Raw genomic sequence first — 25,541 nt, 5'->3', positions numbered from 1 at the left:
CAGAGTTTCCGCAGGCCGTTGACGGGACGGCGACGGGAAAGGAGGATCGGAGGGCTCCGATTGGGAGCGCTCCCAACCCCTGAGGACCTCCATGACCCGAAGCCGGGCCGCCTTACTGGCCCTCCTCACCATGGTCGCCCTGTCCCCCGCCACGACGGCACTGGCCGACGAGGGACCCGAGCAGATCGTGAACGGCACCTTCGACTCCGGAACCGCCCCCTGGTGGAGCACCGGCAACACCGCCCTCGCCATAGACGCGGGCCGGCTCTGCGCCGACATCCCCGGCGGCACCGCCAACCCGTGGGACGTGATCATCGGCCAGAACGACATCCCGCTGGTGGCGGGCGACACGTACGCGTACCGGTTCAGCGCCTCGGCGACCCCCGCCAAGGTCGGCAAGGCGCTGATCCAGCTCCCGGTGGACCCGTGGACGCAGTACCTGTCGGCGAACCCGGAGCTGAGCGTCTCGGGCAACGACCACTCCTACACGTTCACCGCCCCCGTGTCGCTGCCGAACTCCCAGGTCGTCTTCCAACTGGGCGGCAGCGCCGAGCCATGGAGGTTCTGCATGGACAACGTGTCGCTCAAAGGCGGCGCCGAACCCGAGGTGTACGAGCCCGACACGGGCCCGCGCGTCCGCGTGAACATGGTCGGCTACCTCCCCCAGGGCCCCAAGAACGCCACCGTGGTCACCTCCGCGACCACGGCCCTGGACTGGGAGCTCAGGAACGCCGACAAGCAGACGGTCGCCAAGGGCCGGACCACCCCCAGAGGCGTGGACGCCAGCTCCGGCCAGAACGTGCACACGCTCGACTTCGGCTCCTACCGCAAGCCCGGCAAGGACTACACGCTGACGGCCGACGGCGAGACGAGCCGGCCGTTCGACATCGCCGCGGACATCTACGACCAGCTCCCCACGGACGCGCTGAAGTTCTACTACACCCAGCGCAGCGGCATCGAGATCCTCGACAGCCTCAGGCCCGGCTACGGCCGGCCCGCCGGGCACGCCGGGGTCGCGCCGAACCAGGGCGACGTGAGCGTCCCCTGCCAGCCCGGCGTCTGCGACTACTCCCTCGACGTCAAGGGCGGCTGGTACGACGCCGGCGACCACGGCAAGTACGTCGTCAACGGCGGCATCTCGGTCTACCAGCTCATGGCCGCGTACGAGCGGGACAGGGCGGCCTTCAAGGACGGCCAGCTCGCCATCCCGGAGAGCGGCAACGGCAGGCCGGACATCCTGGACGAGGCCCGCTGGGAGCAGGAGTTCCTGCTGAGCATGCAGGTGCCGGAGGGCAAGCCGTTCGCGGGCATGGCCCACCACAAGATCCACGACCGGAGCTGGACGGGCCTGCCGCTGCTGCCGCACCTGGACCCGCAGCCGCGCGAGCTGCACCCCACCTCCACGGCCGCCACGCTCAACCTCGCGGCCACGGCGGCCCAGGCGGCCAGGCTGTTCGCCCCGTACGACCCGGCGTTCGCGGCCAGGAACCTCAAGGCCGCCCGCAGGGCGTGGGCCGCGGCCAAGGCCAACCCGGCCAGGTACGCCGACCCGAACGACGGCACCGGCGGCGGCGCCTACAACGACGCCGACGTGAGCGACGAGTTCTACTGGGCGGCGGCGGAGCTGTTCATCACGACGGGCGAGAGGGAGTTCAAGGACTTCGTGCTGGCCTCGCCGCACCACACGGGCGACATCTGGCGTGACCGGGGCTTCGACTGGGGCAACACCGCCCAGCTCGGCCGCCTCGACCTGGCCACGGTGCCTAACGCGCTCCCCGACCGGGCGCGGGTGCGGCAGTCCGTGGTCGAGGGGGCCGAGAAGTATCTGGCGGTCCAGCGGGCGCACCCGTACGGGCTGCCGTACAACCCGCCGGACTTCGACTGGGGCTCGAACAACCTGGTGCTGAACAACCTGGTCGTCCTGGCCACGGCGTACGACCTGACCGGCCACGAGAAGTACCGGGCGGCCGTGCGCGAGGGCATGGACTACATTCTCGGCCGTAACGCGCTCAACCACTCGTACGTGACCGGCTACGGCGAGGTGGCCTCGCACAACCAGCACAGCCGCTGGTACTCCCACCAGCTCGACCCGGCGCTGCCCAACCCGCCGCGCGGCACGCTGGCCGGCGGCCCGAACTCCGGCATCCAGGACCCGCTCGCGCAGCGGCTGCTGAAGGGCTGCAAGCCGCAGTTCTGCTACATCGACGACATCGAGTCGTGGGCGACGAACGAGCTGACCATCAACTGGAACTCCCCGCTGGCCTGGGTCTCCGCGTTCCTGGCCGACAAGAGCGGGCGGTCCGACTGCCGGGTGCGCTACACCGCGCACGGCTCGGGCCAGTTCACCGGCCAGATCGTGATCGAGAACACCGGCAGGCAGACCGTGGACGGCTGGGCCCTGCGCTGGTCCTTCCCCGGCGGCCAGCGCGTCCGGCAGGACTGGGGCGCGGCGCTGTCGCAGTCCGGCTCGGTGGTGACGGCCACGAGCTCCGGCAAGATCAAGCCGGGCAGGTCCGTGACGTTCGGCTTCGTGGCCACGAACCCCTCGGGCCCCAACCCGTCCCCCGAGGTCTTCCACCTGAACGGCGAGCGCTGCGGATGACCCCGCCAGCCCGGCGGCCTCTCCGCGAGAGGCCGCCGGGCGTTGCGGACGCTCCGTTGAACGGAATAATCTGGGCCATGCCCAGGGGAACCTCAGAAGTCAGCGAGCCGATGTTCTTCGTGCTCGCCGCCCTACGCGCCGGCCCGCTGCACGGCCACGCGATCAGCAAGTCGATCAAAGAACTGTCAAGCGGCCGGGTCCAGCCGTCGGTCGGCACCCTCTACGGCATCCTGGAGCGCCTGAACGAGCGCGGTGTGATCACCGTGGACCGGGAGGAGACGGTCAACGGCCGGAACAGGCGCTACTTCCGGATCACCGACGAGGGACGGACCCTGGTCGAGGCCGAGGCCAGGCGCATGCAGGAGGCCGCCTCCCTCGTGCTGCGCCCCATCACATGACCGCCACCGTGCCCCAGCCCATGACGTCCCTCGAACGGCGTTACCGCCGGTTACTGCGGGCATACCCGAGGCAGTATCGCGCGGCGCACGGCGACGAGCTGGTCGACATCCTGCTGGAGTCGGCCGGCCCCGGCAGGAACGTCCCGGTGCCCAAGGAGGCGTGGGGCCTGCTGGTGGGCGGCGTGCGCAGCCGCATCGTCCACCTGGCGACGGGCAGCGCGTGGGAGGACGGCCTGCACCTGGGCATCACGGCCGTGGCTGCCGCGAACCTGGCGGCGCTGCTCCCCTACGCGGGCGCGGTGCCGCTGTGGACGCTGCTGTCGGCGCTCGCGCTGCTGGCCGTCCTGCGCGGACGGCTGCCGGTGGCGTTCCCGCTCACGCTCGTCGCGGGCGTGAAGGCGGTCGCGGTCGCGGGTGGCTGGCAGATGTTCGAGCCGACGCTGATGCCGGTGTACCCGTCGGTCCTCACCGGGCGTGCCCTGTTCCAGGACAGCAGCCCCTTCGCCGTGGCCTTCGGGTACGCGGTGGTGCTGCTCGGGCTGCTGGTGCTCATGGCGAGAAGGCGGGAGACGCCGCGGATCCGGTCATGGTGGTGGCCGGCGGCCGTGGTGGCCGTCGCGTGGGCGGGCCCCCAATGGATGGAGGAGGGCACCTGGTACCCGCTCAGCCTGAGCCGGCTGGCGACGGAGGCGGCGGTGTTCGGGCTGGCCGTAGCGGGCTGCTACCTGGCGCGCGACCACCGGTGGGCGCTCGCGTCGGGCATCTACCTGCTGGTGAGATCGGTCGAGCTGTCCATGAACGCCGATTCCCTGACCAGGCAGCACCTGGCCTACTGGGGCGTGCTGGCCGTGCTGGCCCTCGGGGCCGCCTCCGTGCCGTTCCGGAGGCGGCGGCACTGTCTGGATTGACCATGCTCCGTTAAACGGAGTATGGTCTCCCGCCATGACGAGGAAGACGCTGCCTACCGCGCTGCTCGCCCTGGCCGTCCTCTGCGGCTGCGGGGGCGCCGCAGAGACCGCCGCCCCGCCCTCCCCCAGCGCGGCGGCGGCAGCCAAGGACAAGAAGCACCAGCTCGAAGCGGCCAAGGCCGACTGCATGAAGCAGAAGGGCTTCAAGTACGTCGCGTGGGTGAAGCCGGAGCAGCCCCAGAGCGACGAGGACCGCCGCCGGGACGCGGGCGACTACCAGGCCATGAAGAAATATCGCGAAAAATACGGCTTCGGGGTCTTCGCCGAGTTCATCTACCCCAAGGAGATGAACGCCCCGGCTGCCCAGAGGGAAAGCCCCCATCAAGACCCGAACATGAAGATCCAAGAGGCGCTCTCCGAGGCTCAACTGGGCGCCTACCACAAGGCCAAGGACGCCTGCATGGTCACGGCGGGCAAGCAGGTCCTCGGCGTGACCCTGAAGTCGAGCCTCGACTACTACAACCAGATAGCCCTGACGAGGAAGCGCGCGACCGCCGCCACGCTCGACAGCGACCCCAAGCTGGTGGAGCTGGCCGGCACCATGGCCACCTGCCTGAAGGGCAAGGGCTACGCCGTCACCGACACCGGGCCGACGGCCATGGCCAAGCGCGGCCAGGACGCGTTCTTCAAGGAGCAGGACAAGGTGGGCCGGGAGCAGGACGACAGCGTGCCCGATGTCGCGCCTCCGGCGAAGAAGGGCGAGAGCCAGCCGATCAACATGCCGTCGCTCACCGCCGAGCAGGCCCGGCCCTACCTGGCCAAGGAGATCAAGGCCGCGCTCGACGACCTGGAGTGCGGCAAGGACTTCTACCCGGTCTTCACACCGCGCAAGTCGGCGATCGACACGCAGGTCAGGGCCCAGTTCGCCTACTGACACCCAGGATCGGAGGACGGACTTCGCCATGCTCACCAGACTCACCGTGACCGCCACCGCCCTGCTGGCCCTGGCCGCGCTCTCCGGCTGCGGGGGCGCCGCCGAGAGCGCCGCGCCCACGCCCGGCTCGACCGCCGAGGGCAAGGAGGTTCAGCTCGAGGCGGCCAAGGCGGACTGCATGAAGCAGAAAGGCTTCAAGTACGTCGCGTACGTGACGCCGCACAAGCCGGGCACCGAGGATGACAAGAGCCGCGCTTCTGGCAACTACCAGGCAATGCGGAAATATCGCGAAAAATACGGCTTCGGGGTCTTCGCCGAGTACATCTACCCTGACACCTTCAACATCCAGGCCGGCGGCCCCGAGAGCAACCCGAACGGGAAGATCCAGTCATCGCTCTCCAAGGCGCAGCTGCAGGCGTACCGGAAGGCGATGGACGCCTGCCAGGTCTCGGCGGCCAACAAGGTCCTCGGCCTGAAGCTGAAGTCGACGGAAGACTTCTACGACGCGCAGTTCAAGGCCTCCGTCCGGGCCCGCAAGGGCAAGCTCAACACCGACCCCGACCTGGTCGAGCTGGCCACCGCCATGGCCACCTGCCTGAAGGGCAAGGGCTACGCCGTCGGCGACACCGCGCCGGTCTCCATGTCCGATCAAGGACAGAAGACGTGGCAGCTCAAGCAGGACAAGCTGGGCCGGGAGCAGATGGACGACGTGCCCGACGTCGCTCCCCCTGCCGAGGACGACAAGCCGCCGATGTACTACGTGCCGACGCTCACCCCCGAGCAGGCCAGGCCATACCTGGCCAAGGAGATCAAGGCGGCGCTCGACGACCTGGAGTGCGGCAAGGACTTCTACCCTGCCTTCCTGCCGAAGGAATGGGCGGTCCAACGGCAGGTCAGCGCCCAGTTCGGCATGTGACCACCTCATGAAGTCACCGCACAAGCTCCTCGCCGGCATCGTCGCCGGAGTAGTGATCATCGCGGGCGCCGGCTGGGCCGTGGGCTCCCGGCTGCGCTCCCCCGCCGACGAGGCGGCCCGCCGCGCCGCGCCGCGGGCCTCGCTCGTCACCGCCGCCGTCGAGCGCCGCAAGCTCGTCAGCACCGTCGTGGTCAGCGGCACGCTGGAATACGGCTCGCCCCTGCCGGTCAGCCTGGCCGGGGCCGTCGGAGGCACGGCCGAGCAGCAGCGGGCCACCCGGGCGCCGCGCCAGGGCCGGCTCACGGAGGGCTCGGTCTTCCTGGAGGTCAACGGGCGCCCGGTGTTCGCGCTGCGCGGGTCCGTGCCGATGCACCGCACGATCGCCCCCGGCAGCAAGGGGGACGACGTCAAGCAGCTCCAGCGGGCGCTGCGCAGGCTGGGGTACGGCGGTCCCGTCTCCGGCGTGTTCGACCGGGCCACGATCGCCGCCGTCACCCGCATGTACGCGAGGAAGGGGTACGAGGCGCAGCAGCCGACGCTGACCGACCGGCAGGCGTACGACACGCTGCGTAAGGCCGTACAGACCGCCCAGGAGACCCTCGCCGCCGAGAAGAAGGCGCTGGACCAGGGGCGCGACGTGCTGCCGCTCAAGATGAGGCTGGCCAACGCCAAGGCGGACCTGAAGACGGCGGAGCGCGCCCTCCAGGAGGCCGAGGCCCGGGAGGTGACGCCGGAGGACGAGACCAGGATGGCGGCGGCGGAGGCGGCCGTGCGCGCGGCGCAGGAGAAGCTGGCCGAGGCCGAGCAGGCGCTGGCCGAAGCCAGGAAACAGCCCACGCCGGCGGCCACCGCCACCCCCCAGCCCACGGCCTCCACCGACACGAGCCTGCTGGAGCTGCGGGTCCAGAACGCCCAGGCCGACCTGGCGGCGGCCCTGGAGGCGCGCGAGCGGGTCGCGGAGGAGGCGCGGCAGGCCAGGGAGAAGAGCCTGGTGGAGCTGCGCAAGGCCGTACGGACCGCGAAGGAGGCCAAGGCCACCGCCGAGCAGGCGCTGCGCCAGGCCAGGCAGCTCTCCCCGACCAGGCTCAAGGTGACCAACGCCGGTAAGGACGTGGCGGCGGCCAAGGGGATGCTGGCGGAGTTCGCGCGTACGTACGGGACCTCCATCCCGCCCGGCGAGGTGGTGTTCCTGCCGAAGCTGCCCGCCCGGGTGCGCAAGGTCTCGGTCAAGCAGGGGCAGCAGGTCGAGAAGGAGGTCGCCACGGTGACCAGCTCGGCGTTCACGGTGACGGGGGCGGTGGAGGCGACGGAGGCCGAGCTGCTGCGCACGGGCATGGAGGCGGCCATCGAGCTCGACACGGGCAAGACGTACAAGGCGCGCCTCACCGCGGTCGGCGACCAGGCCAAGGTGCCCGGCTCCGAGGAGGCCAAGGACCGGTCGGAGCCCGTCCTGATCACGCCCGCCTCGATGAAGGGGCTCAAGCCGGGGACCGCCGTCACGGCGCGGGTGACCGTGGGGGCGACCAAGGAGCCGGTGCTGGTCGTGCCGGTGGCGGCCGTGATCACGGGGGCCGACGGGAGGGCCCGGGTGCGGGTCGAGTACGCCACGGACCAGACCAGGGACGTCGAGGTGCGCACGGGCCTGACCGCCGACGGGAACGTCCAGGTCGCCGGCGCGATCGAGGAGGGCGACCGGGTGGTGGTCAGCGGTGCCTGAGCCGGTGATCTCGCTGGCGGAGGTCAGCAGGGAGTTCGCCGCCGAACCGCCGGTCCGGGCGCTCGACCGCGTCACGCTCCGGGTGGACAGGGGCGACTACCTGGCCATCGTCGGCCCGTCGGGCTCGGGCAAGTCGACCCTCCTGAACGTGCTCGGCCTGCTCGACCGCCCCAGCTCGGGCAGCTACCGCCTCGACGGCACGGAGACCACCACCCTGCGCGACGGGGCCAGGACCAGGTTGCGCGGCGACCGGATCGGCTTCGTCTTCCAGTCCTTCCACCTGCTCTCCCACCGCAGCGTGGTCGAGAACGTGATGCTCGCCGAGGTCTATCGGAGCAGAGGAGCTCGGAGGGAGAGAGCGAAGCCAACGAGCTCCGAAGCGGCTGCGACCATGAGCGCAGTCAAGCAGGCGCGTAGGGGCAGGCGGGAGCGGGCCCTGGCGGCGTTGGAACGAGTCGGCCTCGGCCACCGGACCGGGTTCGCGCCCGACCGGCTGTCCGGGGGCGAGCGCCAGCGTACGGCCATCGCCAGGGCCCTCATGGGCGAGCCGTCCCTGCTGCTGTGCGACGAGCCCACGGGCAACCTCGACAGCCGCAACACCGAATCGGTGCTCGGCCTGTTCGACGAGCTGCGGGGGCAGGGGATGACGATCGTGGTCATCACCCACGAGCAGGAGGTCAGCAAGCGGGCCGGGCGCCGGGTGCGGATCACCGACGGCGTGCTGGTGGAGGAGGAGTGATGCACGTACGCGACCTGTTCGGGGAGGCCGTGGCCGGCATGCTCGCCCGGCCGGTGCGCTCGGCGCTCACCACGCTCGGGACCGTGCTCGGCATCACCACGCTGGTCATCACGCTCGGCGTGGCCGCCACCGCGGGCAACCAGATCGTCGGCCGCTTCGACGCGCTGGTGGCCACGGCCATCACGGTGGAGGTGCCGGAGTCGCCGAACACGCCGCTCGTGGAGTGGGACTCGATCGACCGGCTGACCAGGCTGCGCGGCGTCGAGTCCGCCGCCGCGCTGGCCGAGTCGGAGGACAGCGCGAACCTGTCCGTGCGCTCCAACGACATCGTGGACCCCACCAGGGTCACCGCCCAGTCGTTGACCGTGCTGGCCGCGACGACCGGGCTGCCCGAGGCGGCGCGCGGCAGGATGGTGCAGGGCAGGTTCTACGACCGAGGGCACATCGAGCGGCGCGACCGGGTGGCGGTGATCGGCGACCAGGCGGCCAAGCTGCTCGGCGTCGGCCGCCTCGACCGGGCGCCGGCCATCTTCATCGGCAAGCACGCGTACACGGTCATCGGCATCCTGGGCGACCTGCGCCGCGAGCGGAACCTGAGCACCGCCGTGTTCGTGCCGCCCACGGTGGGCAGGCAGTTCGGGCTGCGGGACGTCACCAGGGTGCTGGTCAACACGAGCCTGGGCGCGGCGGACCTGGTGGCCCGGCAGGCGCCCACCGCGCTCAGCCCGGGGAACGGCGACATGCTGCAGGTGATGGCCCCGCCCAGCCCCACCCGGGCGCGTGACCAGGCGCAGGACGACGTCAACGCGCTCTTCCTGATCCTCGGCCTGGTCTCGCTCGTGGTCGGCGCGGTCGGCATCGCGAACGTCACGCTCGTCACCGTGATGGAACGCGTGCCGGAGATCGGCCTGCGCCGCTCGCTCGGGGCGGCCAGGCGGCACATCGCCGCGCAGTTCCTGCTGGAGTCGACGCTGATCGGCCTCGCGGGCGGCGTGATCGGCGCCAGCCTGGGCGTCGTCACGGTCGTCGCGGTGTCGGCCGCCAAGCAGTGGACGCCGCTGCTGGACGTGCGCCTCGCGGTCGCGGCACCGGTGGCGGGAGCCCTGGTGGGCCTGCTGGCCGGGCTGTATCCGGCGCTGCGGGCGGCCAGGATGGAGCCGGTGGACGCGCTCAGGTAGCGTAAACGGCCGACAGGAACCGGACGAGCACCGCCTCCCGGGCGGCCGCGGGCAGCGCGTCCAGGATCGCGTTGACCGTCGCCATCTCCGGCTGCCCCGCCTCCGGCCGCAGGTCCACCCCCACGGAGGAGGCCAGCTCGGCGAAGTCCGCCTCGTCGAGCGTTTCCAGGTCCGTGGCCGCCACCAGCTCGACCAGCCCGTCGGGCAGCACGACCGGCCCCCGCTCCCGGGCGGCCTCGGCCGATTCGGCGATCACCTTCAGCATGTCCTCGACCCCTGCCAGCGTCACCCCGGTGACCGTGATGTGCAGGTTGGCCGGGATCCCGGCGTACGAGAGCTGCGGCTGCAGGAACCAGCCCCGCTCCCGCGCCTCGTCCGCCAGCACGAACACGTCGATCCCGTCCCCGGCGAACGCCACCAGCGACGACTCCGGCTCGCCGAGCACTCGCAGCCCGGGGATCCGCGCGAGCCCTTCGCGCAGCTTGGCCGTCGCCTCCAGGGTCGCCCGGCCCAGCTCCAGGTAGCCCTCCGTGCCCAGCGCCCGCAACGTGGCCCAGGCGCCGCCGAGCGGCCCGGCGGACCTGGAGCTCTGGACGGTCGCGTTGACGATCGTGTAGCCGGGCCACGCGGCCGAGGCGAAGTACGCCTTGCGCCGCATCGCGGGATCGGCGAAGAGCACGACCGAGGCGCCCTTGGGGGCGTACCCGAACTTGTGCAGGTCGCACGAGAGCGACGTAACGCCCGGCACGGACAGGTCGAACGGCGGCACCGCCGCACCCGCCGCGCGCAGCCACGGCAGCAGCCACCCGCCGACGCAGGCGTCCACGTGGCACGGGACGCCCGCCGCCGCGGCCACGGCGGCGACCTCCTCGACCGGGTCGACCACCCCTTGGGGGTAGGAGGGCGCGGAGGCGACGACCATGATCGTGTTCTCGTCGATCGCGTCCGCCACGTCCCGCGCCCGCACCTTGTACGTCTCCAGGTCCACCGGCACGGCCACGACCTCGACGCCGAGGTAGTGCGCCGCCTTGTGGAAGGCGGGGTGGGCGCTGACGGCGAGCACCAGGTTCGGGCGGGCCTTGCGCGCGGCGTCGCGGGCGGCCTTGACCGCCAGCATGATCGACTCGGTGCCGCCGCTGGTGAAGATGCCGTGGCCGCCGCCGAGCAGGTCCGCGACCGCGCCGACGACCTGCCGCTCCATCTCGACCACGCTGGGGAACGCGGTCGGGTCGAGGCAGTTCACCTCCAGCATCTCGAAGTACGCCCGCGCCGCCGCCTCGTGGACCTCGGCCCGGCCGGTGTCGTAGACGTACGCCGTCACCTGGCCGCCGCGCACGGGCAAGTCGTGCGACCTCAGCCTGGCCACCTCGGCCAGCAGCTCCTCGGTGGTCCTCGCTGCGGGGTTCACATCGGCTCCTTCGTGCTGGGGTCGCCGGGCAGGCCGAGCGTGCGGTGGACGCTCAGGTGCAGGTGGGAGCGGAAGCGGCGCAGGGCGGCCCGGTCGCCGGCGGCCCTGCGGCGGCCCTCCGCGTCCAGCACGCCTCCCTTGGCGAACCCGTGCACGGACCAGATGACCATCCACATCGCGTACTCGAGATCGACCTTCTCGTCGATCAGCCCGCCCTCGACCGCGGGCCGGACGGCGGCGGTCACCGAGGCCACCAGCGGCTGCACGTACTCGCGCTCCAGCTCGGTGATGTCACTGGCGTCGGAGAGCCAGCGGTGCATCCACAGGGCGGGCACCTCGGGGTTGTCCACGCAGAAGTCGAGGTAGTCGTCCAGCAGCCGGTGGACGGCCGCGACGAGGTCGTCACCGGGCAGCCGGGCGAACGCCAGGTCCAGGGCCGCCTTCTCCGCCCGGTGCGCGCGCTCCATGACGGCCAGGTACAGCTCGCGCTTGCCACCGACGTGGTAGTTGACGGTGGCGATGTTCATCCCCGCGGCTTCGGCGATCTGGCGCGTGGAGGTGCCGTCGAAGCCTCGCGCGGCGAACAGCTGTGTCGCGACCTTCAGGATCAGGTTGACCTGTCCGCTGTCCATGCGGCCGAAGGTAGTGCCACCCTCACCTTTCGGTCAATCGCTTGATGGAGACCCGGCTCAGTCCGGCGCCCAGTACTTCACCATGATCTTGTCGAGCTGCTGCACCACCGGCTGCCAGCTCGGCGTCAGCGTGTAGCGGCTCACGCGCTGCTTCTTATAAACAAGCGTGTACTTGAGGAAGTCCGCCCCCTGCGGGGTGGCCTCGGACCGCCCGAGCTTCAGCCCCTTGAGGGACGTGCGCAGCCTGCGCTCCTCCTTGCCGGTGAGGCACTTGTCGACGGTCGGCCCCGTACGGTGGCTGAGCCGCACGCAGCCGTTCGTATAGACGATCACATGGTCGCTCAGCCCCGCGAACCCGCCTTGCTTCCGGTAGTCGATCAGCACCTTCTTCGCCGCGACGGCCGCCTGCGCGGGAGCCGGGACAGCGGACAGGGTCAGGGCCGGCAGGAGCACCGGCACGAGCACGATTCGCCACATCTTCTTCACACCTACTTGGACGGATGGGAGCGCCGAACGGCTCAGCCTCAGCCGAACTGGTCCGCGTTCTCCTTGGTCGCCGGTTTCACGGGCACGGCCACCGCCTTGGGGATGCTCTCCCCCTTGGCGGCTCTCACCGCGGCGTCCACCGCCTGCTGCCCCAGCAGCCTGGGCTGCTGGGCGACGGTGGCGGAGAGCGTGCCGGCCTGGACCGCCTTGATCGCGTCGGGCGTGCCGTCGAACCCGACCACCTTGACCCGCTGCCCGGCCCGGGTCCCCAGGGCCTTGATCGCGCCCAGGGCCATCTCGTCGTTCTCGGCGAACACGCCGGCGAGGTCGGGGTGCGACTGGATCACGTTCGTCATGACGTCCAGGGCCTTGGCCCGGTCGAAGTACGCCGGCTGCCGGGCCACGACCTTGATGTTCGGGTACGCGGCGATGCCCTCGGCGAACCCCCTGCCGCGGTCGCGGGAGGCGGAGGTGCCCGGCACGCCCTGGAGCACGGCCACGTTCCCCTTCTCGCCGAGCAGCCTGGCCAGCTCCTGGGCGGCGAGCCGCCCGCCGGCCACGTTGTCGGAGGCGACGGTCTGGGCCACCTCGGCGCCGTTGACTCCGCGGTCGGCGGCGATCACCGGGACGGCGGCCCGGTCGGCCGCCTTGACCGCGGGGGCGGCCGCGTCGGAGTCGACCGGGTTGATGATGATCGCCTTCATGTTCTGGCTGGTGAAGTTCTGGACCTGGTTCACCTGCTGCGACGGATCGTTCTGGGCGTCGGTGACGGTCAGCCTGGCGCCCAGCTTCTTCGCCTCGGCCTGCGCGCCGTCCCGGAACTGCACGAAGTACGGGTTGTTCAGCGTCGACACCGACAGGCCGATCTTGACGTCGCCCGTGGCTCCCCCGCCGCCGCACGCGGCCAGGCCGGCCAGTGCGGCACCCGCTATGAGCATCCGCATGATCTCTCCCCCTAAGTGGTTCCCCTGCGCCGCAGGGTGTCGACGAGCACCGCCAGGGCGATGACCACACCGATCACGACCTGCTGCCAGAACGCCGAGACCGACAGCAGGTTCAGGCCGTTGCGCAGGACGGCCAGGATGAGCGCGCCGACGAACGTGCCGAGCGCCCTGCCCTTCCCCCCGGACAGGCTGGCGCCGCCGATCACGACGGCCGCGATGGCGTCGAGCTCGTACCCGGCCGCCGCCTGCGGCTGCGCCGAGGCCAGGCGGCTGGCCAGCACGATCCCGGCCACCGCCGCGAAGCCGCCGGACAGCGCGTACGTGATCAGCTTCTGGCGGCCGACCTTGATGCCCGACAGGCGGGCGGCCTCCTCGTTGCCGCCGATGGCGTACATGGCGCGGCCCGCGTACGTGCGGTTGAGAATCACGGCGGCGATCACCCCCATGACCACCATCACGATCACGGGGACCGGCAGGACTCCGCCGGCCGTGTCGCCCAGGTGCGAGACGGCGTCCGGCATCGGGATCGGGCTGCCCGCCGAGATGACCAGGGCCAGGCCGCGGGCGACCCCGAGCATGGCCAGCGTGGCGATGAACGGCGGCAGCCTGCCGTACGCGATCAGGACCGCGTTGACCAGCCCGCACACCACCCCGACCAGGAGGGACACCAGGGTGGCCAGTGGCCACGGGAGGCCGGCGACGCCGGCGGTCCAGGCCAGGACGATCGCGGAGAGCGCCGCGACCGAGCCCACGGACAGGTCGATGCCGCTCGTCACGATCACGAACGTCTGCCCGAACGCCAGGATCGCGGTGACGGCGGCCTGGACGCCGACGTTGAGCAGGTTCGTCACGCTGAGGAAGTCGGGCGACAGCAGCGACAGCGCCACGACCAGCACCACGAGCGCCGCCAGCGCGCCGTTCTCGGCGAACCAGGCGGCCGCCGGTGACCGGCGGCCCAGGAGCGCGTCACTCGGCACGGGAACCCTCCACCTCCGCGACGGCCAGGGCCATCACGTCGTCCTGCGTGGCCCCCGCCGCCCGCAACTCGCCGACGAGCCGCCCCCGCGCCATGACCAGGATCCGATCGCTCATCCCGAGGACCTCCGGCAGGTCGCTGGAGACCATCAGCACGGCGTCCCCCTCGGCCGTGAGCTCGTTGACGAGCTCGTAGATCTCGACCTTGGCGCCGACGTCGATGCCGCGCGTCGGCTCGTCGAGGATGAGCACGCGGGCGTCCGCCATCAGCCACTTGCCGATGACGACCTTCTGCTGGTTGCCGCCGGAGAGCGTGCGCACCTCCTGGTCCAGCCCGGCCATCCGGATGCCGAGCCGTTCGGCCGCCTTCGCGGCGGCCGAACGCATCCAGGAACGGTCCACAAAACCGGCCGTGGTGGCGGCGCGCATGGTGACCAGGCCCAGGTTCTCGGCGACGCCCGCCTGCGGCACCAGGCCCTGGCCCTTGCGGTCCTCGGGGACGAGGCCGAGCCCGGCCTCCATGGCGGCGTGCACGTCGCCGGGCGGCAGCCGCGTCCCCCGTACGGTGACCTCGCCCGCGTCGTAGCGGTCGGCCCCGAACACCGCCCGCACCACCTCCGTGCGGCCCGCGCCCACGAGCCCGGCCATCCCGACCACCTCACCGGCCCGCACCTCGAACGACACGTCGCCGAACGCTCCCCTGCGGGTCAGCCCGGACACCTCGAGCAGCGGTTTGCCCCGCCTGGCCGGTCGCCGCGGGTACTGCTGGTCGACGGGCCGCCCGACCATGAGGGCGACCAGCTCGTCCCTGCGGGTGTCCGCCGGGACCCTGGCCACGGACCTGCCGTCGCGCAGCACGGTCACCCGGTCGCCGATCTCGGCGATCTCCTCCAGGTGATGGGTGATGAACACGACCGCCACGCCCTCCTCGCGCAGCTGCCGCACGATCGCGAACAGCCGGGCGACCTCGCCGGTGGTGAGCACGGCCGTGGGCTCGTCCATGATCAGCACCCGGGCGTCCAGGGCCAGCGCCTTGGCGATCTCGACCATCTGCATGCGCGCGATGCCCAGCCCGGCGACCGGCGTACGCGGGTGCACGTCCACGCCGACCCGGTCCAGCAGCCCCTTGGCCTGCTGCTCCATGCGCCCGGTGGCCACGAAACCGAACCTGCGCGGCGGGCGGCCGAGCGCGAGGTTCTCCGCGACCGTGAGCTGAGGGACGAGGTTGAACTCCTGGTAGATGGTGGAGATCCCCAGCCGCTGCGCGTCCCCCGCGGTGCGGAGGTGCACCGGGTGGCCGTCCACCAGGATGCGGCCCTCGTCGGGGTGGTAGGCGCCGGAGAGGATCTTGATCAGCGTGCTCTTGCCCGCGCCGTTCTCGCCCAGCAGGACGTGCACCTCGCCGGTGCGCAGGCTCAGGTCCACGCCGTCGAGGGCGACCACGCCGGGGAAGGTCTTGCGCAGCCCCTCGGCCTTGAGAATCTCCTCGCTCACGTGGTGGTCTCTATCCGCTCACGAGGCTGGCGAACCACTGAATGCCCAGGTCAGGGTTATTGCCTTGCTGAGTGGGGAGTGAAAATGGGATGACGTCCTCGCGGCTCCGCATCGGGGTGCCCGTATCCCTGTCCGGGAAGCACGCCCATTTCGGCGGACAGATCCGGCTCGGCCTCGAAGTCTGGCAGTCCCTCGACCCGGGCGTGGAGCTGATCGTCGAGGACGACCACAGCGAGCCCCGCTCCCTGGACGTCGTGCTCCCCCGGCTGGCGGGCCAGTGCGACCTCCTGCTGGGGCCGTACTCCACTCAGCTCATGCGCCGGGCGGGGCGCATCGGCGCGGCGCTCGACATGCTGATCTGGAACCACGGCGGTTCGGGCGACGACGTGCAGGCGGCCAACCCCGGGCATGTCGTCTCCGTCCAGACGCCGGCCGGCCGGTACGCCGAGCCGTTCGTCCGCCGGCTCGCGGAGAGCGGCGACCACAGCCCGCTGCGGATCGTGAGCGGCAAGGGGCGCTTCGCCCTGCAGGTCGCGGAGGGCGCCGCGCGGGCCGCGCACGCGGTGGGCATCCCGGTGGTCTTCGGGGGCCCGGTGGACGACTCCTGGAATCTCTTCTGCGCCGGGGCCTTCGACGAGGACGTGGAGGTGGTCAGGCGGGCCGGGCGCGCGCGCACCATCTGCGCCGTGGCCGCCGGGGTGCGGGAGTTCGGCGCGGCCGTGGGCGATCCGCGCGGGATCTACGGCGTCGGCCAGTGGTTCCCCGGCGGCGCGGGCGAGGCGGCCTTCGGGGTCTCCGAGCAGGAGTTCGTCGCGGCCTACGAGAAGCGGTCCGGGGTGCCGCCGAACTACATCGCGGTCCAGGGGGTCGCCGCCGCGATCATCGCGACGTACTGCGCCGCCCGGGCGGGTGGGACCGGGCGGGCGGAGCTGTGGTCGGCCGCCGCCGGCCTGGAGACGGCGACCCTGTTCGGCGACTTCGCGATCGACCCGGGCACCGGGCTGCAGACCGGGCACCGGGCGGTGCTCACCCGGTGGGAGAGCGAGGGGCCCGTCGCCGCCTGAGGTCAGGGGCTCGGGGATCGGGCAGCTCGGGGGTCAGGCGGCTCCGGGGGGTCAGGCGGCTCCGGGGGTCACGATCGCGATGCCCAGGCACATCTCGTCGCTGGTCCCGTCGCCCCACACCACGTACCGGGGCGGCAGCTTCTGCAGCTGGGGCAGCTGCGCGCGCAGGCCCGCGTCGTGCGTGCACGTCACCCGTACGACGTCGCCCTTGTTCACCGTGACCGGCTTGGGCAGGACCCGCAGCGACTGGTCGTCGAAGTTGTACTCGGGCACGTCCAGGAGCGTCCGCGCCTTCGGCGTGCCGGGGTTGAGCTCGACCTTGATGGCCCGGCCGAGCAGGTGCATGTGGCCCGCCATGGCGTGGACCGTGGCGGTGCCCTCGACGGGCATGTCACAGTGCTGGGTCGGCCCCGGCTTGCTCGGCCCGCAGTACTTGGTGAGGATCGCCACCTGCGCCGTCAGCTCCTCGCCGAACCTGGCGCCGACGTCCTTGACCGCGGCGGCCCGGTCGCAGAGCGGTCCCGACTCCTTCGGCGTGCAGGGGAGCTCCACCGGGGCCTGGAACAGGGCGGTCTCCAGGGGCCGCAGGGTCTGGTCGGTCACGCGGAGGCGGATGCCCGAGCGGTCGGTGCCCGGCTTGCCCTCCACGCCCAGCAGGTTGTAGTGGACCTGCATGACGAGCCGGCTGCCCGGCGGCAGCTCGTAGCCGTACTTGGGGTCGAGCAGCGTCTCGCTGGTGCCGGGCGCCCAGTGCGCCACCCATGAGGAGTCGCCGACGCCGTCGTCGCCGAAGCACGTCCAGCCCTGGCCGGGGGTGCGCCGGTCGATCTCGCGCGCCTTGGCGGCGTGCTCGGGGTCGATCCTGAAGAAGATCGCGTGGTGGACGAGGTCGAGGTTCTGGGGCTGGAACTGGGCGCCGGTCAGGAACACCTTGCTCGCCAGCTTGGGGTCGATGAGGAAGCAACGGTAGTCGTCCGTGCCGCCGTTGGGCGGGTTCGGCGTGTACGGCTCCGCCATCGTCAGGTTGACGAACCGTTCACCGGCCCGCAGCGGGGCCGCCGCAACCGTGGCCTTGGCGGCATGTCCGGTGTGACCGGTGTGACCGGCCGGCGTGGTGGAGCTCCGGGCACCGCACGAGGCGAGCAGAACGACCGCGAAGAGCAACACGGCCGTCCGGGCGAGTCGATTCATACGTCAACACTCGCCCGGGAAGCGGCTCCGGACATCCTTCCACGGGACGTTCTCGTTCGTTCCCTGGTAGGACTCCGGCATCAGACCCGGGTCGCCCCTGGGTCGAGACCGGGTCAGTCCGACCCGCTCAGCCATCTCTCGGCGAAAGCCCGGATCTCCTCGTCCTCCGCGTTGACCGCGTGCTCCAGGAGGCCCGTGTCCTGGTCGGACAGGCGCCCGGCGGCCGCCGCGGCGAACAGCCGGGCCGTCGGGTCGGGCCCTTCGAGCCGGGCGAGGACCTCGCGCGGGTCGGGCGCCTCGGCGTCCAGGCGGACCAGCCATTCGGCCAGGTCCTTGACCGGACCGGGCTCCAGGTTCGCCGCCCCGGCTGCCAGCTGGTCCGTCGTGGCCGAAGCCAGGAAGCCGAGGACCTGCCAGCGGACACCGGTGTCGTAGTCCGTGCTCAGGCTCATGACGCGCGCGATGGTGGATCCGTGCAGGGCGTCGCCGTTGACCAGGACGACTTCGACCGCGTAGAACCGCACCTGGGCGAACGGGTGGGCGAGCAGAGCGGGGACCTCGTCCATCATCGGGGCGGCGAGCTCTCCCAGCTCCGACAGCAGCCAGGTCGCCGTCCGCACGGCCACGTCGTCGCCGCTGTGCAGGAGTTCGGCGAGGTTCCCGACGGGGTATCCGTCGTACAACTGGCTCAGCAGGTCGTTGGCCGCCGGGCCGACGACGTCGCCGTCGTGCGAATGCGCGCGGATGCGATGGATCAGGTCGTCGCCTGCTTGCGTCTGCATCGGCGGTTAACCTCCCCCCAGGAAGCGCTTGAGCATGTTGATTGCTCCCTTTTCCTCATCAACCCTGTGCACGTGCCCACGATCGTTGTCGTTGTACCACTTCAGCTGCAGCTCCCGTTCTTGGACGCTCTTCTCCAGCTGCGCCTTGAGCGCCTCCGCCTCCTCTTTCGTCATGTTTTCTGTGCTTTTGGGGACTTTTCCATGGAATTTTATTCCTTGGTCTCTCCAACCGCCGCGGCCGCCGCCCCCGCCCCTGCCGCCCTTCTTCCCGGCCATCTGGGCCATGCCGTCCTTGAGGGAACGGGGGCCCGACGGCCCCGGCCGTAGCGGGACGGTCCGGCCGCCCGCGCCCGCCAGGGCCGGGCTTCCGCCGCGGCCGCCCGGGCGGCGCAGGTCGTCGAGGATGCGGCGCATGGGAGCGGTGATACGGCGGCGCACGATGGGGGCGATGACCTTGCCGGTGCCCTCGCTACCCTCGCGCAGGACCTTCCCGACGATCTTGCGGCGCATGAGAACGCGTGCGGTGGCGGCCGTCGCTCCCACCGCCCCGCCGAACGCCAGCAGCCTGGCCAGCTCGACCGAGGTGTAGACCGCCTGAGTGCCCGCCGCCACCTTCACCGCCGACACCACCGACGCGGCGCCTTCGAGCACCGCGGGAGCCAGCTTCAGAGCGGCGTTGGCCTGGGCGACGTGGCCGTTCTGCGTGCCCGTGCGCTCCCAGTGGGCCTGCATGGCGTCGGCGGACTCGCCTCGGTAGACCTGCTGCGTGGCGCGTACCGACGAGTCGGCCCCCGCCGCGGCGGGGACCGTGTTCGCGTGCGCCAGGCGCACCGCGCCGCCTTCCCGCCTGGCGTCGTCCTCGTCGAAGGTCGGGTAGGGCCCGAGCATCTGCATGACCCCGGCGGCCTCCGGGGGAAGTGTCACACCCACGTGCGGCCCAGGTTCTGCACGGCCTCGACGTTGGCGGCCTCGGTCTCGCTCGTGTTCTTCACCACGGCCTGCAGGCCCTCGCCGGTCGCGCCCATCTCCTGGGAGAGCCCGGAGAGCGCGGCCATGGACACGGCGCGGGATTCGGCGTACGTGCTGGTGAACACGGCGAAGAGGCCGTCGTCCCCCCAGGACGACACGCCATCCCCGCGTCCGTGCATCGGCGCGAGAGCGGCGCCGTAGTCCTCCCCGTGGGTCCTGATCCGGGAGGCATCCTGCCCCACCGCTCCCAGAGCTATCTCAAGTCCCGTCATGCCAAATGACCATATAGGGGCATATCGCCGCGCGCGTAACGCTTCCTGTTAATGAGATCTACATCGCTCAGTAATGATCTTGTCGGTGTATGTCTAGACTTGGCCGCCTGGTTTGCTCTCCTGACCACCCGGAGGTCGCCATGTCCTTCCCCTCACCCGACCACGACGCCGAATACCTGGAGGAGTACGCCGCCCAGGGGCGGCGGGTCATCCGTGACCTGCGCGCGGCGCAGGCCGCGATCCGGCAGGTGGAAGGCCTGGCCAGGAGCAAGGACGGGCTGCTGGAGGCGTCCGCCGACGGCCAGGGCGGGCTGACCCGCCTGCGCATCGACCCGCGCGCTCTGCGGCTCGATGAGGCGACGCTCGGACGCGAGGTGACCGCCGTGCTCCAGGCGGCCCAGGAGGACGCGGCCCGCAAGGCGCAGGAGATCGCGGACGAGGCCATGGGCGCCGCGCACCTGCCCGAACCTCTCGACGAGACATTCGTACGCCAGCGGGTCGAGCAGGCGGCCCGCGATCTTCTTTAGGCTCGGAGGCAAGCGTGTACCGCCATCCCTACGACCCGGCCAACATCAGGGAACAGGACCTGGACGAGGCCGGCCGCCAGAGTGAGCAGATGCTGGCCTGGCTCGAGACGGCCCAGGAGGACCTCGAAAAGATCGTCGGCACCGGCGAGGCGGCCTCCGGCCAGGTCAAGGCGACCGTCGACGTCAACGGGCGCGTCCTGGACGTCCGGTACGGCCCGCGCGCGACCCGTCTGAGCAGCCACGAGCTGGCCGAGCAGACGCTCGCCGCGGTGGGCGAGGCGTGCGCGGACGCCCAGCGCCAGACCCATGACTTCATGCGCGAGGCGCTGCCCGGCTACGACCCCGTGGAGGCGAACGCCCATTTCGAGCGCCTGCTGACCGACTGGGACTGATCTCCCGTTCACGGGGGCGGCGTGGGGAACGTCGCCTCGACCCGGAAGCCGCCCTCCCGGTCCTCCCCGGTCTCCAGGGTGCCGCCCACCAGCTCCACCTGCCGCCGCAGGTCCAGCAGCCCCATCCCGGGCCCGGCGCCGCCGACCCAGGCGTCCGGCTGGCCGGAGGTGTTGCGCACGGCGATCCGTACCGATCCCGGGCGATAGCGCACCCGCACCCGCGCCTCCGCCCCGGGCGCGTGCTTGCGGACGTTGGTGAGGGCCTCCTCGACCATCAGGTACGCGGTGCGCCCCACCACGCCCGACACGGGCACCGGCGTGCCGTCCACCACCAGCTCCGCGGGGACGCCCGCGCAGGCCGACTCGGTGACCAGCGGCCGCAGGTCGGGCAGCGGGAGCCCCAGGTCGAAGCCCTCCCCGGTGCCGCGCCGCAGCAGCGCCACCATGTGACGCAGCTCGTCCAGCGCCTCGAACCCGGTCGCCCGGATCTCCTCCGCCGCCGCCCTCCCGCGCTCGTCGCGCGCCGCCATGGCCAGCACCCCGGCCTGCAGCACCATCCGGCTGACCCGGTGGGTCACGACGTCGTGCATCTCGCCCGCCAGCCGTTCGCGCTCGACCCGCTGGGCCCGCTCCGCCAGCTCGCGGCGCAGGCGCTCCCTGACGGCCACGTACATGCCGTACAGGGTGGCCAGGGCGAGCGCCGCCTCGGTGCGCAGGATCAGCGGGAGGCGGTCGGGCAGCGACAGGACGGCCAGGCCCAGGATGATCACCGGCAGCCAGCGCTGGATGCCGCGATACCGCTCCGCCGCGAACGCCATCGCGCCGTACGCGGCGAAGGCGCACGTGGGCGGCCAGAGCGGCGCCGCGTCCGGCAGCGGCACGTGCCAGACCACCGACAGCACGGGCAGGGCGATCGCCGTCCCCGCGCTGACCCAGGCGACGGTGAGCGGCGCCCTGCGCATCCAGAGCACCGGCACCGCCGCCGCGAGCAGGACCACGAGGACCGGGCCGGTGTAGCCGGTCGCCAGCGTCAAGCCTCCCGCGGCCAGGACCGCGACCGCGTCGATCGGCCGCGGACGGACACCGTCCACCGGCTCATCGTACGATCACGCACCGGCCCTGCCCAGCCTCCAACCGGGCGACCTCAGGTCTTGGTGATGCGGACGGCGTCGGCGATGACGTAGCCCGTCGCCGAGGTCCACCGGCTCACCCCGACCACGTTGTACGTGCCCGCCGCCAGCGTGTACGTGCCCAGCACCCGCCACTGCCCGCCGCCGCTGCGCTGGTCCACGGTGACCGTCTGGTTCCCGCCGGAGGTGGCGACGATGTACGGCGTCGCGCTGTTGTAGCCGGAGTCGGCCGGGTACCACACCTCCACCCGGTAGGTCCCGGCGCTGGGGATGGTCGTCTGGTACCAGGCGGGATCGCTGGCCGAGACCGGGTTGGCGAAGCGGTAGTCGGCGCCGTGCAGCTGCCCGGAGAAGGCGGACGTGCCCCAGTTCGAGCTGGCGGTGAAGCCCGCGTCCGAGTTGTCGATCACGACGCTGAACCCGTCGCCGGACTGGCCCACGGGCTTGCCCGTGCTGGGCGCGCTCTCCTGGTGGGTGCGGTTGAGGGCGGTCACGTAGTACGTGAACGCCCCGGAGGCGGCGGACGAGTCCGTGAAGGACGTCTTCCGGGTCGTCGTGAGCAGGTTGCGGGCGTCGGCGAAGGAGCACGGGTCCGCGGTGGACTGCAACCCGTTCACCCGGTACACCGCGTAGTACGTGCCCGAGCCCGTCCACGCGAGCTGGACGCCGGTCGAGCCCTGGGTGGCCGAGGTGATCGCGGGCGCGGGCGGCGCCGCCGCCGAGCCGCGGGCGGGCAGCAGCGCGGGCTTGGAGTAGTGGGCGTTCACCACCCGGGTGATCGACCCGATCCGGTCCGCCTTGACGTCCTTCGCGCTGAAGAAGATGTCCCCGGACACCTCGGGATGCCGGCGGTTGTCGGTCAGGTGGTCGCTCAGCTCCGCCGGGTCCTGCCAGGCGGCGTCCTGCCCGGAGGCCCCGGCGCGGTAGGCGGCCTGGCCGACGACGAGCTGCACGCCGGTGCCCCGCACCTGGTCGGACCACCAGGCCGTGAGCACCTCGTAGGCGGCGGCGGAGAAGCCGATGTGCCAGTAGATCTGGGGCGAGATGTAGTCCACCCAGCCCTGCTTGACCCATTTCCGGCTGTCGGCGTAGATCGCGTCGTACGACTGCAACCCGGACGTGCGCGAGCCCAGGGGGTCGGTCGAGGAGTTGCGCCAGATGCCGAACGGGCTGATCCCGAACGACACGTGCGGCTTCGCGGTGTGGATGCGCTGGCCCAGCTCCTGCACGAGCAGGTTGACGTTGTTGCGCCGCCAGTCGGCGATGTTGCCGATCCCGCCGCCGTACTGCGCGAACGTGCCCGCGTCGGGGATGGTCTGGCCGTCCACCGGATAGGGGTAGAAGTAGTCGTCGAGGTGCACGCCGTCCACGTCGTACTTGGAGACGGCGTCCATGATCGCGTCCTCGATGAAGGCCCGTACCGCCGGGATGCCCGGGTTGTAGTAGAGCTTCCCGCCGTACGCGAAGCGCCACTCGGGGTGCTGCCGTGCCGGGTGCGTGGACACGAGCTTGTTCGGATCGGCGTGGTTGGCGATCCGGTACGGGTTGAACCAGGCGTGGAACTCCAGGTTGCGCGCGTGCGCCTCGTTGACCATGAAGGCCAGCGGGTCGTACCCGGGGTTCCCGCCCTGGGTGCCGCTCAGCCACTCCGACCACGGCTCGAACGGTGACGGCCAGAACGCGTCGGCCGTGGGCCTGATCTGCACGACCACGGCGTTCATCCGCTTCTGCACGGCCATGTCCAGCCACGCGCGGAACTCGGCCTGCTGCTTCGCCGCGCTCAGCCCCTGGTCGCTGGGCCAGTCGATGTTCGCGACCGTGGAGATCCACATGGCCCTGAGCTGGCGTTTCGGGGTGGCGGGGTCAGGCGTGCAGGCGGCTGCGGCGGCGGAGAAAGTGGAGGTCACAAGGTGGACGAGTACGGCGAAGGCCGCCAGAGCGGTGCGCAACGCGATCACGAAGAGAAGTTTCAGCGCGTTCAGAAGAAAGTGCAATAGTCTTCACCGCTTCGGTGGGGCCCAATCTCGGGGCGCAGAACACGCACCACGTCAGGCGCGCCCGCTCTCTTTGAAGCGGCACTCGAACCTCTTCCCCCGGGCGGCCTCGACACCGGACGACCGCCGTCAAAGGGGCGAAAAGTTTCACCTAACACGCGAGTAATGTCAATTATCGACATATGTCAAGACGTGCCATACGGTGGGCGCGTCTAGCGGTCCACCCGGAGGTAGCAGGTTCCGCGCGCCCACGGTGCGCCGCTTATCACCAACGAGGAGCACCCCCATGACTCTCGTCCGCACGCGATTAGCAGCCCTCGCCACCTCGACTCTCGCCGTCCTCCTCATCGCCGCAGGCCAGCCCGCCCTGGCGGTGGCCAAGGACAGCCCGCTCCAAGCGGCGTTCGCCAAGGCGGCCGCCGCGCAGGACGTCCCCCGCGACCTGCTCGTCGCGCTCGCCTACGCCGAGACCCACCTCGACGGCCACAAGGGCGAGCCCAGCGCCAGCGGCGGATACGGCGTGATGCACCTGGTCAGCAATCCGACCAACCACTCGCTCGAGAAGGCCGCCGAGCTGACCAAGCTCCCGGCCGACAAGCTGAAGGCCGACGACGAGGCGAACATCCTCGGCGGCGCGACCGTGCTGCGTTCCCTCGCCGACGGTCTGGGCCTCGACGAGACGGCCAGGAAGGACGCCGGGCGCTGGTACCAGGCCGTGGCCAAGTACGGCAACGCCTCCTCGCCCGAGCTGGCCCGCCTCTACGCCGACGCCGTGTACGAGCAGCTCGGCCTCGGCATCGACATCCGCGGCGTCCAGGTCAAGCCGCAGGAGGTCACCGCCGACCGAGGCGAGCTCGCCAAGGCCCGCCAGCTGAACGCGCAGGCCGAAGTGGCCAGCCCCGACTACCCGCCGGCCGCGTGGGTGGCCGCCAGCTCCAGCAACTACACCGCCTCCAGCCGCCCGTCGGCCTACGCCATCGACCGGGTGGTCATCCACGTCACCCAGGGCTCGTACGCCGGCACCATCTCCTGGTTCCAGAACTCCGCCGCGCAGGTCTCCGCCCACTACGTGGTCAAGTCCTCCAACGGCGCCATCACCCAGATGGTGCGCGACAAGGACATCGCCTGGCACGCCGGCAACTGGACCTACAACACCAGGTCCATCGGCATCGAGCACGAGGGCTACGTCGCCGACGCCTCGTGGTTCACCGACGCGATGTACCGGGCTTCCGCGGCCCTGACCAAGGCCATCTGCGACAAGTACGGCATCCCGAAGGACCGCAGCCACATCATCGGGCACAACGAGGTCCCGGGCGCGACCCACACCGACCCGGGCTCGTACTGGAACTGGACCACGTACATGAACTACGTGACCGGTGGCGGCACCCCGTCGTGGTCCACGACCATCGACAACACCACCTCCGGCCAGTTCACCGCCAGCGCGAACTGGGGCACCTCCACCTACTCCAGCCAGCGCTACGGCGCCGACTACCGCTACGCCGACCCGGTCGCCGCCAGCGACCCGGCGTGGTACTCGGCGACCATCCCGAGCGCGGGCACGTACCGGGTCGAGGTCTGGTATCCGGACGATCCCGGATACAACAGCTCGGCGCCGTTCATCGTGGCGGCGTCGGGTGGCAACCAGACCGTCTACGTCGACCAACGCTCCGGCGGAGGGGCCTGGAAGAGCCTGGGCACCTTCTCGCTCAACGCCGGCACGTACAACGCCGTCGGCGTGAGCCGCTGGACCTCGGGCACGGGCTACGTCATCGCCGACGCCGTCCGCATCAGCCGGGTCTGAGAATCACCTCGTACGGCCCGCGTCCTCTCCGCAGCGAGGGCGCGGGCCGTACCTTCACGTCTCAGGGCGACATGCCGTGCCGGTGGGG

24 protein-coding genes are annotated in these 25,541 nt (G+C 71.3%); 12 read left to right on the top strand and 12 right to left on the bottom strand.

What is annotated here, in order from left to right; translation table 11 throughout:
* The first annotated feature begins 91 nt into the window (after positions 1 to 91).
* The 8 genes from ACWEPL_RS20075 to ACWEPL_RS20040 all read left to right on the top strand — a co-directional run bounded on the left by ACWEPL_RS20075 (position 92) and on the right by ACWEPL_RS20040 (position 9,392).
* On the top strand, positions 92 to 2,602 hold the full coding sequence (locus ACWEPL_RS20075) for a glycoside hydrolase family 9 protein (RefSeq protein WP_452437057.1): 2,511 nt from the start codon (positions 92 to 94) through the stop codon (positions 2,600 to 2,602).
* Positions 2,603 to 2,679: 77 nt separating this feature from the next.
* Positions 2,680 to 3,000 carry a PadR family transcriptional regulator gene (locus tag ACWEPL_RS20070; protein WP_350723555.1) on the top strand — a complete coding sequence of 107 codons (321 nt, stop codon included), beginning with the start codon at positions 2,680 to 2,682 and terminating at the stop codon, positions 2,998 to 3,000.
* Positions 2,997 to 3,908 carry a hypothetical protein gene (locus tag ACWEPL_RS20065; protein ID WP_452437056.1) on the top strand — a complete coding sequence of 304 codons (912 nt, stop codon included), beginning with the start codon at positions 2,997 to 2,999 and terminating at the stop codon, positions 3,906 to 3,908. Before ACWEPL_RS20070 ends, ACWEPL_RS20065 begins: the two co-directional genes overlap by 4 nt.
* Before the next feature lie 34 nt (positions 3,909 to 3,942).
* Positions 3,943 to 4,842: a hypothetical protein gene (locus ACWEPL_RS20060; protein WP_363977977.1), complete on the top strand. Its 900-nt coding sequence runs from the start codon at positions 3,943 to 3,945 to the stop codon at positions 4,840 to 4,842.
* A 28-nt stretch (positions 4,843 to 4,870) separates the two neighbouring features.
* Positions 4,871 to 5,758 (top strand): hypothetical protein, encoded by an 888-nt coding sequence (locus tag ACWEPL_RS20055; protein WP_452437055.1) that lies wholly within the window; start codon positions 4,871 to 4,873, stop codon positions 5,756 to 5,758.
* Between the two features lie 7 nt (positions 5,759 to 5,765).
* On the top strand, positions 5,766 to 7,475 hold the full coding sequence (locus ACWEPL_RS20050) for a peptidoglycan-binding protein (protein ID WP_452437054.1): 1,710 nt from the start codon (positions 5,766 to 5,768) through the stop codon (positions 7,473 to 7,475).
* Positions 7,468 to 8,214: an ABC transporter ATP-binding protein gene (locus ACWEPL_RS20045; protein WP_363977968.1), complete on the top strand. Its 747-nt coding sequence runs from the start codon at positions 7,468 to 7,470 to the stop codon at positions 8,212 to 8,214. The genes ACWEPL_RS20050 and ACWEPL_RS20045 overlap by 8 nt, the downstream gene beginning before the upstream one ends.
* Positions 8,214 to 9,392, top strand: coding sequence for an ABC transporter permease (locus ACWEPL_RS20040; RefSeq protein WP_355193736.1), 1,179 nt, complete (start codon positions 8,214 to 8,216; stop codon positions 9,390 to 9,392). The genes ACWEPL_RS20045 and ACWEPL_RS20040 overlap by 1 nt, the downstream gene beginning before the upstream one ends.
* Here the strand turns inward: ACWEPL_RS20040 and ACWEPL_RS20035 are convergent.
* From ACWEPL_RS20035 to ACWEPL_RS20010, 6 genes are read right to left on the bottom strand one after another with little or no spacing between them, the layout of a single operon-like run.
* Complete coding sequence (locus ACWEPL_RS20035; RefSeq protein WP_452437053.1) at positions 9,385 to 10,800, bottom strand: pyridoxal phosphate-dependent decarboxylase family protein; 1,416 nt, start codon at positions 10,798 to 10,800, stop codon at positions 9,385 to 9,387. The two genes, ACWEPL_RS20040 and ACWEPL_RS20035, sit on opposite strands and share 8 nt — an antisense overlap.
* Positions 10,797 to 11,432 carry a TetR/AcrR family transcriptional regulator gene (locus ACWEPL_RS20030; protein WP_355193733.1) on the bottom strand — a complete coding sequence of 212 codons (636 nt, stop codon included), beginning with the start codon at positions 11,430 to 11,432 and terminating at the stop codon, positions 10,797 to 10,799. The genes ACWEPL_RS20035 and ACWEPL_RS20030 overlap by 4 nt, the downstream gene beginning before the upstream one ends.
* A 57-nt stretch (positions 11,433 to 11,489) precedes the next feature.
* Complete coding sequence (locus ACWEPL_RS20025) at positions 11,490 to 11,909, bottom strand: hypothetical protein (protein ID WP_452437052.1); 420 nt, start codon at positions 11,907 to 11,909, stop codon at positions 11,490 to 11,492.
* Between the two features lie 47 nt (positions 11,910 to 11,956).
* Complete coding sequence (locus tag ACWEPL_RS20020) at positions 11,957 to 12,862, bottom strand: D-ribose ABC transporter substrate-binding protein (RefSeq protein WP_452437051.1); 906 nt, start codon at positions 12,860 to 12,862, stop codon at positions 11,957 to 11,959.
* An 11-nt stretch (positions 12,863 to 12,873) separates the two neighbouring features.
* A complete protein-coding gene (locus ACWEPL_RS20015) occupies positions 12,874 to 13,839 on the bottom strand; it encodes an ABC transporter permease (RefSeq protein ID WP_363977950.1) in 966 nt (321 codons plus the stop codon).
* Positions 13,829 to 15,331: a sugar ABC transporter ATP-binding protein gene (locus ACWEPL_RS20010; protein ID WP_363977947.1), complete on the bottom strand. Its 1,503-nt coding sequence runs from the start codon at positions 15,329 to 15,331 to the stop codon at positions 13,829 to 13,831. The genes ACWEPL_RS20015 and ACWEPL_RS20010 overlap by 11 nt, the downstream gene beginning before the upstream one ends.
* Positions 15,332 to 15,420: 89 nt before the next feature.
* Between ACWEPL_RS20010 and ACWEPL_RS20005 the strand changes: the two genes are divergently transcribed.
* Entirely contained in the window at positions 15,421 to 16,395 is a 975-nt protein-coding gene (locus ACWEPL_RS20005; protein ID WP_452437050.1) for a hypothetical protein, read from the top strand.
* Positions 16,396 to 16,446: 51 nt separating this feature from the next.
* On the opposite strand, the gene ACWEPL_RS20000 is transcribed toward ACWEPL_RS20005, so the two are convergent.
* From ACWEPL_RS20000 to ACWEPL_RS19985, 4 genes are all read right to left on the bottom strand, one after another.
* Positions 16,447 to 17,586 (bottom strand): monooxygenase, encoded by a 1,140-nt coding sequence (locus ACWEPL_RS20000; RefSeq protein WP_363977941.1) that lies wholly within the window; start codon positions 17,584 to 17,586, stop codon positions 16,447 to 16,449.
* A 113-nt stretch (positions 17,587 to 17,699) separates the two neighbouring features.
* Positions 17,700 to 18,368: a hypothetical protein gene (locus ACWEPL_RS19995; protein WP_452437049.1), complete on the bottom strand. Its 669-nt coding sequence runs from the start codon at positions 18,366 to 18,368 to the stop codon at positions 17,700 to 17,702.
* 6 nt (positions 18,369 to 18,374) lie between these two features.
* A complete protein-coding gene (locus ACWEPL_RS19990) occupies positions 18,375 to 19,262 on the bottom strand; it encodes a hypothetical protein (RefSeq protein ID WP_452437048.1) in 888 nt (295 codons plus the stop codon).
* 26 nt (positions 19,263 to 19,288) lie between these two features.
* The gene (locus ACWEPL_RS19985) at positions 19,289 to 19,609 is read right to left on the bottom strand and encodes a hypothetical protein (RefSeq protein ID WP_363977935.1); all 321 of its coding nucleotides are present in this window, start codon (positions 19,607 to 19,609) and stop codon (positions 19,289 to 19,291) included.
* Positions 19,610 to 19,749: 140 nt separating this feature from the next.
* Here ACWEPL_RS19985 and ACWEPL_RS19980 point away from each other — a divergent pair, with 140 nt between their 5' ends.
* Both ACWEPL_RS19980 and ACWEPL_RS19975 read left to right on the top strand, forming a co-directional pair.
* A complete protein-coding gene (locus ACWEPL_RS19980; protein WP_452437047.1) occupies positions 19,750 to 20,136 on the top strand; it encodes a YbaB/EbfC family nucleoid-associated protein in 387 nt (128 codons plus the stop codon).
* Positions 20,137 to 20,150: 14 nt separating this feature from the next.
* A complete protein-coding gene (locus ACWEPL_RS19975) occupies positions 20,151 to 20,528 on the top strand; it encodes a YbaB/EbfC family nucleoid-associated protein (protein ID WP_452437046.1) in 378 nt (125 codons plus the stop codon).
* Between the two features lie 8 nt (positions 20,529 to 20,536).
* Here ACWEPL_RS19975 and ACWEPL_RS19970 read toward each other — a convergent pair whose 3' ends face one another.
* Both ACWEPL_RS19970 and ACWEPL_RS19965 read right to left on the bottom strand, forming a co-directional pair.
* Positions 20,537 to 21,619, bottom strand: a complete 1,083-nt coding sequence (locus ACWEPL_RS19970; RefSeq protein ID WP_452437045.1) for a sensor histidine kinase — start codon at positions 21,617 to 21,619, stop codon at positions 20,537 to 20,539.
* Between the two features lie 53 nt (positions 21,620 to 21,672).
* Positions 21,673 to 23,616, bottom strand: a complete 1,944-nt coding sequence (locus ACWEPL_RS19965; protein ID WP_363977924.1) for a family 10 glycosylhydrolase — start codon at positions 23,614 to 23,616, stop codon at positions 21,673 to 21,675.
* 322 nt (positions 23,617 to 23,938) lie between these two features.
* Here ACWEPL_RS19965 and ACWEPL_RS19960 point away from each other — a divergent pair, with 322 nt between their 5' ends.
* Positions 23,939 to 25,453, top strand: coding sequence for a golvesin C-terminal-like domain-containing protein (locus ACWEPL_RS19960; RefSeq protein WP_355193707.1), 1,515 nt, complete (start codon positions 23,939 to 23,941; stop codon positions 25,451 to 25,453).
* Positions 25,454 to 25,541: the final 88 nt, after the last annotated feature.

The sequence above is a fragment of the Nonomuraea sp. NPDC004186 genome, assembly GCF_053603495.1.
The sequence above is the reverse complement of the archived record's forward strand: the minus strand, read 5'-3'. Positions and strand labels throughout refer to the sequence as shown.